Source organism: Nocardia sp. Tas62D01 (assembly GCF_055232035.1).
Genome location: NZ_JBUYUZ010000001.1, coordinates 1,239,992 through 1,252,771 on the forward strand (window position 1 = coordinate 1,239,992; position 12,780 = coordinate 1,252,771).

A 12,780-nucleotide genomic window follows, 5' to 3' on the forward strand; every position below is an offset into this window, starting at 1 on the left:
TCACGCGTTCCGTACCACAGCCGCGGGCGGGGAGGGCACATTCCCCGGCGGATGCGAGGACGGCGCCACCACGGCCGGCGCTCCCGGGGGCGCGGACTCCAGCGGGAAGTCGAAGTCGCGCTCCACCACCGCGTTACCGTAGAGCATCATGGCGCCGGGTCCGGCGACGATGACGGCGTTGAACTGATTCAGATCGGCCAGCTCTACGTCCCTGATCCGGCCGTGCGGATCGTAGAGCCGGATTCCCACCGGGTTCCCGTCGGCATCCCGCAGCACGCCGATCACCATATGCGCGTGCCCGGGAATCAGATTGCCCGGCAACATATTTCCGGCCGGTGCGGGCCGGGTGCCGAGCATCACGAACGCGTCGGCCGCCAGGGCCTGCGCAATGCGCTCGGCCATCTGCCGGGCCGGCCGGATATCGCCGAGCGGCGTGGCCGTCTCCCAGGCCACCAGGTGGCCGGTCAAGGTGCCGATCACCTGCTCGGTCCGGGCCGGATCGGCGCCGTGCCCGGCGAGATGGTCCGGAGTCAGGTGGGTGGTCAGGAATTCCCAGAACCCCGCGGCGCGGCGCGGGTCTTGTTCGTCGGGTAGATCATTCTCCACCCACGCGGTGATGTCCGATCGCCACCGCGGGGTCAAATCCTGTATCGCCGCGGCGAATTCGTGCGCATCGGTCCCGCCGATCAGATCGGCGAGCCCCGCCGGACCGGCGTTCATCGGATGCGCGAAGACCGGATCGTCCACCACCCGGGCCTGCGAGTCGTCGCGACCGATACCGGAAAACTCCGGCGGCAGAATGCTTTCCAGCACGTCGGCGACGATCTTGCCCTGGATTCCGGCATAGCCGCGGTGCTCGCCCTCGAAGACCGCCCATGCCTTTTCCATGATCGCGGGCCAGATCGGCTGACCGGGATCGTGCACGGCGTAGGGCATGTCGCCGTTGGGATGCACATAGAACTCGCGGCTCACCCGGACCCACTGCGGCACACCGTCTTCGTCGTAGAACCGCACGGCGACCGTGTGGTCGTCCAGCTCCCAGATCATGTCGCCGAGCAGCTCGGGGTGCTGGCGGGCCAGGGCGGCCAGGGGCGCCATGAGATTGCAGTCACCCAGCCTGCCCTGCAGCACATCCTCATAGCGCGGTCCCCGCGGGCCGAACATCGGGCCACGCGCGGTGGCGACCGTCAACGGCCAGGCCAGTACCTCTTGCGGCACGGTGTATCGGGCGTTGTCGTCGCCGGGACGCCGCGGGTCCGGGGTCAGGATCTGGTGCGTATCCAGGTCGAGCCGTGCCTGCACACGGTCACTGCGTGATGCCAACAGCACCGGCGTGCCATCGTGACCGATCCGGAGGATACCGCGCGCACGAGGCGCCCAGAAACCATCCCGCACATGAACAAAACCACTCTCGAACAAATCCCGGCGCACCGTACGCCAACCACTCGAACCGAAGTCGACCCAATAGACCCCCTCGGGATGACCCCCCGAAGCCACCGAAACATAACCCTGCTCCGGCACCGAAACATACGTATCCCCGAAAGTCTGAACGAAAACTGGGCCACCGACCCCAGCCACAACAGGACCACCGAGCTCGACCAGCGCATCAGGCAACCCCGAAAGATCCAGCGAAGACGGCGGCACATCAACAATCCGCGCCGTGTCGAAAAAATTCACCGACGCCCCCTTACGCACCTCCACCCAAAACATATTCACACCTATCTTGGACCCGAAAGGCTCGATAGTGCCATCCTCCCGCAATACCGAAACCCGAATCCCCCGCGCCAAGGCATACGTGTGCAGATTCTGGAAGAACCCACTGAGGTGGCCGTCCAGTTCCCTGCCGCTTGCGTCGTACCCGTGCTCCTGCATGATCCGCCAGGCCGTACGGGGCTGCACACCGAACAGCTGCAACCAGCTCGGCATCGCCTTACGCTGTTCCGGACTCAGCCAATGATCATCCGGCGGGGTCGTCGGAGCCGGCCGCTTGTCGATACCCGGCACCAGCGGAACCAACTCGACCACACGAGCAGCGCTACCGGTTTTACCCCGTACACCGGCCACAAGGATCTGATGCTGCGCATCCACCGGACCCGACCCTTGACCGTCTCCACGTATTTTACGCAGTATCGTGATATGAATGCTGTTCCGGGCGAGAAAGTCGGAGACTTTCAGGTTACTGTCCCAGATATTACCTGTTTGAAAATCCCTGGGAATGTTCTCGAACCCGTGTTCTTTCAGGATCTGATACGGATTACTCACCCCCCCGGTAACCTTCAATCTACGCCGCCACACGGCGTTGGCCTGATACGAGTTCAGCAGCGCCCCGGCATCGGCCGATACCTGCGCACTCGACGATCTGCCCGCGGAAACCCGCTTACCACGCCCGGGCCTGCCCACGATCCGTTCACTCCGCGACACGACATCGCTGTCCGGCACCTCATCGAACACCCACCCCGCAAACGGATCCACCTGCAACTGATCGTCCGGAATGTTTCCAACCCCAGGATCGACATTCCAATCCCCTCCACCGAGAACTGCCGACTGTGTGACCGAATCATCTTCCACCGCAACGGGATTCTGCACCCCGTCCGAACCACTTTGCTCACCCATCGCCACATCGACGTCAACGACCTCCAGATTGGAGAGCGGATCCTCGTCCGAATCACCCGACGTAACAGTGAAATCCCCGAGATCACCAATCCAATCCTGCCAATCAAATGCCGACTGCACGACTGAATCATCTTCCACCGCAACGGGATTCTGCACCCCGTCCGAACCACCCTGCTCACCCATCGCCACATCGACGTCAACGACCTCCAGATTGGAGAGCGGATCCTCGTCCGAATCACCTGACGTAACAGTGAAATCCCCGGGATCACCAATCCAATCCTGCCAATCAAATGCCGACTGCACGACCGAATCATCTTCCACCGAAACAAGGTTCTGCACCCTGGCCGAACCACCCCGCTTACCCTTCGCCACATCGACGCGCCCACGGCCACGGCTATCGGCCCAACGCACCGGTCGCTGATGAATACCGGCCGCCGCGACACTGTCCGTCGGCGGTACCACCGAATTCACGATCCTGAAAACACTCGGCGGCACATCCGAATTCACGGGCCCGAAAACATTCGGTGGCACATCCCCGTCCCACACCGTATCGAAGAACCGTATGGATGTTCTACTGCGCACCTCGACCAGGAAAATGGGCGAGCCCCCCTCGGACCCGATATTATCGATAGTGCCGTCCTCCCGCAATATCGCGATGTGCAGCCCCCTCTCCGAGGCATACGTACCGGCCCGACCGTAATCACCAGCGTGGCCGAAATTATTGCTGAGTGCCATTGTGTCCACAGCGTTTTCACCGCGCTCGAGCAGGATCGTCCGGCCCGGACGAGGCTCCGCACCGAACAATCGCACCCCGCTAGGCATCTTCGGAAGCTGCCGCGATGTCAGCCAATGATCACCGACCGCGACCGGTGCCGACGGCTTATCGACCGGCTCCAACGGAACCAACTCGACCATATACAGGTGCTTGGTACCCTCCCGCGGGACGTTGGCCAAGACAATCTCATGTATCGCATCGTCGGGACCCGCCTCGCGGTCATGCTGCGCCCGCGTACCCACCAGGGTGATGTGCAGACTTTCCCTCTTGAGGAAATCGGCGATCACCGGGTTACGGTCGATGCTGCGTTCACGCAATTCGGCCGGAATGTTTTCGAATCCGTGCCGAGCCAGGATCTTCTTCGCAGTAGCGACAGCACCGGAAACCTTCCAACCCCGCCGCCACACGACGTTTGCCTGATACGGGCTCAGCAGCGCCGCGGCATCGGCCGTCGACGGCTCCGCCGAACTCGACGCCCCGGCCTGCCGCGGCTTGGGCCCGCGCAGATTTACGACATCCCCACCCCACCGTCGCTTACGCCCGCGCACACCCACGACCCGGGTGACCCGCGGCCGGACATCGTCCACGGAATCGGTGACCGCCACCTGGCCCGCGATCCCTGCACCAGCCACCGGCACCGTCGGGGAGGACATATCGGCGCGGGCGGATTTCGCCGCCGGGTCCTGATCCGCTTCAGGTTCCGTACGCCCGCGCTTAGCGCGACGGGGCCGCGGCGCCCGCGGCAATGATTCCCGCGGCGGCGGTTCGGCCGACGCCACGTGCGGGGCGGGCTGTTCGTCCATGGGCAGGTCGGCGGCGGTTTCGGCCGTACCGGCAGGGACGAGCGGGCCGAAATCAATGTGCGGCGCCGCGCCCGGCGCCTCATCGACCTGGGAGGCGGACGATTCCGTGTGCCCCGGGGCCGGGGACGGCAGCGCACCGATCCGCGGGATGTCGTTCTGCCGCAAGGTGGTCGGCGCGGTGCGCAGGCGTCCCGGAGATACCGGATCGCCCTGCGCGGAGTAGAGAATCGCGTCCGCCCCGGCCTCATCCGTCCCCGATTCCTCGTCAGGGTCGGGCACCGGGACGAAGTGGATTATCTGCAGGTCGTCGGCCGAGGGTGCGGCCTGGACCTGCGGGCCGTTCTCGCTCACCGGGCCCAGGCCGTACATGCCGCGCGTACCCGGTCCGGCCGACCCGATCACGATGAACAGGTTGAGATGGTCGAGCGGCACCCCGATCTCGGTGCCGCCGTTCGTATCGCGCACCCAGACGACCCGCGGCTCGGTGCCGTCGTAGTCGACGCGGACGACCGAATAGGCGTGCCGCGCACGGAGTCCAGCATACGGGGTGTGCTCGCCACTGGTTCCGAGGGTGACGGTGTCACCGCGATCGAGCGCGTACCCGATCCGGTGCGCCGCCCAGACCGCGACTCGAGTGTCGCTCAGCCGTTCGTTCGCCCGCCACGCCCGCAAGTGGTGGTTCAGCGCCGCCACCGAGCCCATCCAACGGTGATAGACGAACGGGAGGAATTCCTGGACCGGATCATGCTGCAGCGCAGTGCGTTCGGCCGCCCATTGCGGACCGAGCTCCAGTAGTGCGTGGGCAAGGCCGTTGCCGCCCAGCAGTTCCGCCAGTTCGGCGGGTGCCATATCCATCGGATGTGTCACATCGGGACCGGAGGACAGGTGCTGGTTCAGCCTCGAGACGGCCTGCTGCATCCGCTCCTCGATGAAGCCGCCGAAATCCGCATGCATCCCTGCCGGATCGGCCCACACCATCTCGTTGTCGAACCAGTCCTGCTCGGAATCCAGTACCGCCTCGGCGAATCCGCCGCTGCCCACGAGGTCGGCCAGCGTGTCGCGATCCAGGTGCAGCGGGTGCATGAACAGGAATTCGTCCGCGCCGCGCGTCGGCTGCATCCTGCCGGTGGCGGCGGGGACACGCGGGGGGCGCAGCTGTGCGGCGGTCGCCCCGGGCAGGCCGGCTTCGACACCCGCATAGCCGTTCTCGCCGCCGTGCAGAACCGCCCAGGCCTTCTCGATCACCGCCGGCCACAGCGGCCGGTCCGGATCCTGTACCCCGTACATCATCCAGCCGTCGGCATCGGTGTAGAAGGTGCGATCCACCCGCACCCAGACCGAGCCCTCGCCCCGGCGGAACCGGACGCTGAACGTACCGTCCCCGTGATCGTGGATCATCGCGACGATCCACCCCGGATGTTCCTGGGCCAGTCCGCTCAGGCTCGTAAACAGATAGCAGTTACCGAGATCGCCCTGGAGTCCGTCCTGCGGGCGCGGACCGTGCGGACCGAACAGCGGTCCCTGCGCATGACCGAGTTCCAGTTCACCGCCCTGTTCCCAGAACACCGGCTCCCAGACTTCGGACCCGGGGAGCTTGATCTGGGCCATGCCCTCGCCCCGATTCGCGGTCAGGGCCGCCGTATCCGCCGGTGCGGACAACCTCGGCACGCCGGATTCGTCCAGTTCGCCGTAGCCCCGGAACTTCGGGGTCACCCACATGCCGCCGCCCGCGGCATCGGTCATCGTGAACAGCGCATGCACCAGCCGCTTGTCGACGGTGCGCACCACGTTGTCGTAGAAGGTGATCGAATACGCCGCCGGATCGCGACCCGGATCCTCGATGGTCGCCGCGGAATCCCCGGGCACCCGGATCAACCGGGCGTCGGAATCGCGCAGGAACAATCCGTCACGCCCGAGCCGAACCGCGGCGGCCGGCATCTGGATCGGCAGATCCTCGGGGGGAGCCGACGCCTGCGGATCGTCCTCGACGGGGCCGGCCATGTCGTCGAACGCGGTCGGCGCCACCGGGGTTTGCGCCGATTCCTGCGACTGGAACGGAGCATCCCACACCTGTTGCTCCGGGCCGGTCAGCTCGTACGGATCGATCTCCTGCGCGACAGCGGGGGTTTCCGCGGCGTGCGAATGGTCCTGTGCGGAAACGGTTTCCCTCGCCGGTACCCGCCGGCTGCGCCGTGCGGCGGCGAAGGAAGCGTGGTCCGCGACACCGGTGAGATCCGGATGCCGGGCGCCCGAGGTGTCGACCCATTCGTCCCATTCCGCGGGCCACTCGGGATCGTGCGAATCCGGCTGTTCGTCCGATCCGGTCCAGTCCATCGCGCCGGGCGCCGGCTCCTGCGGGACCGCCGGACGATGCTGCGGCGGCGGTCCGGCGGGACCGAATTCCGGCAGGTACTCGGCAATGGTCATGCTGTCGAACCTGTTCGCATATGCGGGGTGCACCATGATCGTTCCGTCGGCGAGATATGCGATTCCGGGCCCGTTCTGCCGCGGTGCCCGGAGCCGGCGCATCGGATCCGCCAGGTGGAACCACCCCTGCTCGGTCACCCCCAGCACCGCGTATCGGGCGCCCGGCGCCAGTCCGGCCATCGGGGCGTTGATCGTGGACAACACCACCACGGATCCGTTGGCCAGTGCCGAACCGATCTCGAGGGCGAAATCGGTCGCCACCGCCCGCGGGGTCGCGGTGCTCATCCGCGCGTACCCCAGCATCCGGGTGAGGTAACGGTCCAGACGCTGGATCTGGGTCTGCCATTGCTGCTGCTGCGCGGGCGTGAAGTCGTATCTGGGCACACTCGTATCGGGCTCGAAGCGAGGCTCGAGGCCCGACAGGGCGGCGGCGAATTCGTGGTCGCCGAACAGTGCGACGAGCGTATCGATCGACAACCTGTGCGGGTCCAGCCGCGGGGATTCCTGGCGCACATCGAGTCGCAGCGTCCGCCCGTCCGCGGGATGCAGTACCGGTGGAAGCAGCGCGTTCAGGAACGAACCGTCATTCGCCCCTGTGAATTTGGCATATCCGGCCCCACCGAGCGCAATTCCCTTCTCTACCAGCGCCGGCCACAAAGGATCGCCCTGACGGTGCGCGGCGTAGAGGGTATCGCCGGACAGGGTGTACAGCTCGGCCGACATTCGCACCCATACGGGGGTGTCCTGCCCCGCGACATGCAGCTTCATCGCGACGCCGTCGCCGTTGCCGTAGTCGTACAGCATGCTGCGCAGGACGACCGGCTGCCAGTGGGCAATTCCCGCCAGCGCGGCCATCACGAGGGGGTCGCTATCACCCGCGGTCAGTACCTCGCCGAACTGCGGACCGGCCGGACCGAATATCGGCCCCTCGCGCTGCTCGAGCATTGGCAGGCCCAGCGTTTCAGCGCTTTCCACGGGTAGCGAAAAGTGCTCGCCACCGTATTCGATCGCGATGTGCGGCATACCCGGTCCGGTGACATGACGCGCGAGAATCTCCGAATCACCCGGAATATGTGTCGCCCGGCCGGAACCGGAGACGAACAGCATTCCGTGGTCCGGTCGCGACCCGACCAGCACCCGCCCCACCTCGCGGTGCACCTCGAAGACCTCACCGCCGCATTCGACCGAGACGACCGGGCCGCCGTTGTCCCGCACCACCGTTACCGGGTCCTCGCCGATGCCGAACACTCCGCCGTCCGCGGCGACCACATACAGCTGATCGTCCAGGACGTTGCAGGTCGTCATCGGCGCCGCCGACTCCGGCACCAGGTCGGCCGGGGGCGCCAAATGCGCGGTGACGTAGATGGCCGGCTGATCGCGCGGCGGCAGATCCGCGATGCCGTGGGCGTGGGCGACATCGATGAGCGGGCCGACCTTCTGCAAGGGGCCGCGATCGGCCGAATTGTCCCAGCCCCAGTCCATGTCGGCATCGCTGTCGGCCAGGCTCTGTTCGTCGAACGACTCGTCGTCGTCCACACTTTCCGCGGCGGACGGGAACGGATCCCGCAGCCCCTTGGTGAACGCTTCATCGTCGCCGTACAGCCCGCGCGCGCCGGGCCCACTGCTGCTGAATGTGACGAACTGGTTGAGACGGCTCAGCGGTATGACCACTTCCGCCCCGTGCGGGTCGCGCATCACCACCCCGGTCGGCCGCCTGTGCGCGTCACGCTCGACGGCCACCACCGCATAGGCGTGACGGTGGGCCAGCCCGGTTTCCCGATGCCGCGCATACGGGTCGTCCAGGGCCCTGGTACCCAGCACCAGGATGTCGCCTCGCCGCATCGCAAAATCCAGTCGCTCGGCAACCCACGCGACAACGCCGGTATCGGCCAACGGTTCCGGGGAGTGCCACGCCCGGATCATCGCCGTCAGCCGCCCCGTCCCCTCGAGAAGACGGCCGGACACGAAACTGTGGAACCCCGCCGGACTGGTGACGTCGGCACCCTGCCGCCGGGCCTGCTCCCAGGCGGGTTTCAGTTCGATCAGCGCGTGCGCCATACCCGGCCCCACCCGCTCGGACAGCTCCCGCTGCGGCACCGTCATCGGGTGCCGGGACTCACCGTCCGGCCACAGTTCGCTCAGCGCCGAATTGATATGGCGGACAATGACTTCCTCGGTCCCCTGCGCCCCCGCGGGATAGCTGTCCGTCAACCATCGGCGGTACTGCTCCCGGATCGTGCCCGAGTCGCTGCCATGTGCCGCACGCAGTTCGGCGAGTTTGCGCTGGGCCCGATCCCACTGTTTCGGGTTCCCCCACTTCGACAGCTCGTCGCGCCACGAGGATTCGCACTCGAGCACCAGATGCGCGAGACCGGCACTGCCCAGCACCTCGGCCAGGCTGTCCCGGTCCATCCGCATCGGATGCGCGAAATCGATATCGTCCAGGCTGCGGATCGGCTGCCTGCGGCCCCCGGACCCCGGCGCCCACGCGGGCCGCAACATCCCCGCGGTCTCACCGGCCCATCCGCCGTGAACCTTGGCGAAACCGTGGTCGCCGCCCTTGAATACCGCCCACGCCTTCTCGATCACCGCCGGCCACAACGGCTGCCCGGGCCGGTTCGCGGAGTACGCGATCCGCCCCTCGGTGTCGGTATAGAAGTTGCGGTCGACCCGCACCCACACCGGCCGGCCGTCCCGATAGAACAGCACGGACCATGTTCCGTCCTCGTGCTGATAGATCATCCGCCGGATCCGCTCCGGATCGCGCACCATCGAGATCAGATCGGCGTCCAGGTAGCAGGTGCCCATATCGCCCTGCAGCACATCATCCACGACGGGTCCGTGCGGCCCATAGAGTTCCCCGGCGACGGCGCGGATCCGAAGCCGCGGATTCCATCCCGGCGGCAGCTGATACCAGGCGGTCTCGGGGTTGGGGTCGTTCGGGTTGCGCAGCGAAGCCCGATCCTGCTGACCGCTGAGCCGGGCAGCCACCTCGAGGCCACCGGCCATCCCCATGACGCCGCCCGTGCTGGTCTGGAAGACGATCCCGCTGCCGCGCGGCCTCACATGAACATCCAGGGGTGTGCGCGGCAGTTCGAAAGCGGCGCTCAGAATGTCGTGCCGGACCCAGCGAGTCCCCGCACTCTCACCGAAATAGACGGCGTACCAGCGTGTTCCGTTGATGTCCTGGACCTGGCGAAGCCGCGGCGGTTCGCTGTCGAGCGAGTGCACGATCCCCTGGCCCCGGTCGTCGGGGAGCACCAGCAGCGTCGTCGGTATCTTCAGCCTCGTCGGCGGCATCACGACCGGGGTGGAATCGGGCGGTGGGGCGACCGAGTCCGGCGCAGCCTCGAAGTCGATCGGATCGGTGTGCCCCGGAGCGGAGTCCAGCAGGGCAGAGTCCACGGGATCGGAGTCCACCAGACCGAAGTCGAACGGGCCGAAGTCGAGAGGATCGGGGTCGAGCTGTTCGGAGTCCAGGAGATCGGCGTCCATCGAGCCTGGCGAATCGTCGTCCCGGGCACCGGTCCCCTCGCCGAACAAGCCCGGCATCTCGTCCAGGCCGAACATCCCGCGCGTGCCGGTGCCGCTGCTGGACAGCATGCCGAATTGATTGAGGTGGCGCAGCGGCACGGTCAACTGCCCGCCGTTGGGGTCGTGCAGCACCACACCCGTCGCATGCCCGGATTCGTCGCGCACCACCCGGATCACGGCGAACGCATGGGTGGATCGCAGCCCGGTATGCGGGTGCCGCGCGGCATCGTCCTCGAGCTCCCGGGTCGAGAGCACCAGAATGTCCTTGTGCCGCAACGCATAATCGATACGGTCGGCGACCCACTCGGCAATCCCGGTGTCCCCCAGCGGCTCCGGGGAACGCCAGGCCGCGACGTGGTCGGTCAGCCCCCGCACCCAGGTCTCGAATCGCTCGTCGAGGAACGAACGCAGCCCCGCCGCACTCGACACATCCACACCCTGGTCCCGCGCTTCGCGCCACTGCGACCGCAATTCCGCCAGCGCGTGGGCCATTCCCGCACCCACCCGCTCGGCCAATTCCTCCTGCGGCAACTCCATCGGATGCCGCGAATCACCGGGAACCCACAGGGCGTTCAGGGCGCGATCGATATGCCGCCACAGCACCGTCGTGGTACCGCCGACGCCTAACGGGCTGATCTCCTGCATCCATCGCGCGTGCTCGTCGTACGCCAGATTTGTATCGCCGTGCAGGGCCAGGAGCTCGTCGAACTTCTGCCACGACGGATCCCAATTGTCGGCGTCGGCCCAATCGTTCAGGTATGCGCGCCAACGTGATTCGGTGTCCAGCACCGCGTGTGCGAAACCCGCACTGCCGAGCAGGTCGGCCAGCGCGTCGCGTCCCAGCGTCATCGGGTGCGCGAAACCCACATCGTCCACGCTGCGGACCGGCTGGCGGCGCCCCCCGGAACCCGGCGCCCAGTTCGGCCGCAGCATCTGCGCGGCAGCTCCCGACCAGCCGCCGGCAATACCGGCGTAACCGTCGGCGCCGCCGTGGAATACCGCCCACGCCTTCTCGATCACCGCGGGCCACAGCGGCTGTCCCGGCCGGTACCCGCCATACACCAGCTGCCCGGTGGGAGTGGTGTAGAAGGTACGGTCCACCCGCACCCACACATCGTTGCCGTCTCGATAGAACCGTACCGACCAGGTGCCGTCCCCGTTGTCGACCACCATGTCCCGGACCGCCTGCGGGTTGCTCTCCACCAGCGAGATCAGATCCGCCCACACGTAACACGTCTCGGCCTCACCCTGCAGGATGTCCTGCACCACCGGACCGTCGGGACCGAACAGCTCTCCCGCGACGGTCCGCGCCTGCAGACCGCCCACCCACTTGGACGGCACCGAATGCCATGTGCCCTCGGCACTGTGATCCAGCAGCGACACCGATTCCGAGCCCGAATCGCTCAACCGCACCGGAACCGCACGATCGCCCCCGATATGGACGATCGCGCCCGTGATACCGAGGAATACTGCCCCGGTGCGCCGGGGAATCAGCACACTGCCCAGCTCAGCCGGCGATTCATCGAACGCCGCGTCGACCAGATCGGACCGCACGACGCGCACACTGTGCGTCTGCTCGAACACGAGTACACACCACTGCTGCCCGGCCGCGTCGACCGGCCGGGAGAGCAGCTTCGGCCAGTCACCGGGCCGCACCGGGACCGGGTTCCCGTCCCGGTCGGAGATCAGCAACTGATCGTGCGGGAAGTCGATCGTCGCGGGTGGCATCGTGACCGGCATCTCCGAGGACAACTCGGTCCCGGGTGCATCCTGCTCGATCGCCGCTGCGAAATCGAATGCACCCGAATCACTTCCGGCGGTAGCGCCGATGCGCCTGCGCCCCAGCCCAAAGAATCGCCTGCGCGGCCTGCTGCGCGGCTGAGCAGATACCGGTGGCTCGACCACGTACCGGCCCGCGCCCCGACTGGTCGTCTCATCCCGGAATCGCATCAGATCGGCGATGTGGTCGAACGGATCCTCGCCCAGCACCAGGGCCGAATCCTCGCTCGTCCCGGCCGCTTCGAACCTGACGCGTGTGCCGGGCGGCCAGTCCGAGTGATCACGCCACATGGCGGTGTCGAAGGCCTCGTGGTCGTCGAATATGTATGTCCCGGAGCCATTGCCGGTGGGGCCCTCGGATCGCTCTAGCTCTATCGCCGTTCGCGACCGCGCCGCGGATCGGGTGGGATCGGTTGGGGTACGCGGTGTCCGCGGGTCAGGCGATTGATCGGCGACCGCGATGTGGTCGTCGGCACCCTGGTGTGTTCCGGCGGTGTGCGACGCCTGCTGCGGCTCGGTGGGATAGGCCGGCGGGCCGTCGGCTTCCGAATATGGTGGCAGCTCGTCTCCGACCACGCCGACGGCCTGCGACATCTCCATCCGCTCGGGCACCGCCGCCCACCGCTGCGGCTCCAGGACCACCGCGTCGGAGAATCCCACCGAGGCGATCTGGAGCTCGAACATCTCGGCATCGAGCACATCGACCATTCCGGTATCGGGGTTGTAGACCTCGAACCGGTCACCCCGGCGCACCACACCCAGCGTCTGATTCGTTCCGTGCCCGCTCAGCCACACCCGGGTGCCATCCGCCAGATGCGCGAAATCGACATCCGCGATGGGCCGATGCTG

At 66.8% G+C, this 12,780-nt stretch carries 1 protein-coding gene (running past one end of the window); it reads right to left on the reverse strand.

Annotated elements, in window-relative coordinates; all coding sequences use genetic code 11:
* Positions 1 to 12,780, reverse strand: partial view of a C2 family cysteine protease gene (locus ACV7NQ_RS06140; RefSeq protein ID WP_463358726.1) — the 3' portion only. It continues 19,368 nt past the right edge of the window; the window shows 12,780 of its 32,148 coding nt (coding positions 19,369-32,148); its start codon lies beyond the right edge, outside the window; the stop codon is at positions 1 to 3.